Genomic DNA, 235 nt, shown 5'->3' on the forward strand with positions numbered 1-235 from the left:
TGCGGTGAACGCTTCGAGCGTGGATGCGGTGAACGGTTCGCAGCTGTACAACGTGGCGGCCTCGACGGCCAGCGCGATTGGCGGTGGCTCGACGGTGAACAGCAACGGTTCGATCTCGAACCCGACCTTCGTGGTGAATGGCGGTACGACGTACACGAACGTGGCCGGCGCGATCACCAACATCGACGGTCGCGTGACGCAGAACACGAGCGACATCTCGAACATCACCAACGAG

The 235-nt window shown here is 62.1% G+C and carries 1 protein-coding gene; it reads left to right on the forward strand.

Going from position 1 to position 235, the window contains the following annotated elements; genetic code table 11:
- Window positions 1-235 (forward strand): hypothetical protein (locus U5805_RS31710; protein ID WP_322107413.1); only part of this gene is annotated, 235 nt, incomplete at both ends.

The sequence above is a fragment of the Paraburkholderia sp. J41 genome, from assembly GCF_905220235.1.
In the GTDB taxonomy this organism is placed as follows: Bacteria; Pseudomonadota; Gammaproteobacteria; order Burkholderiales; family Burkholderiaceae; genus Paraburkholderia.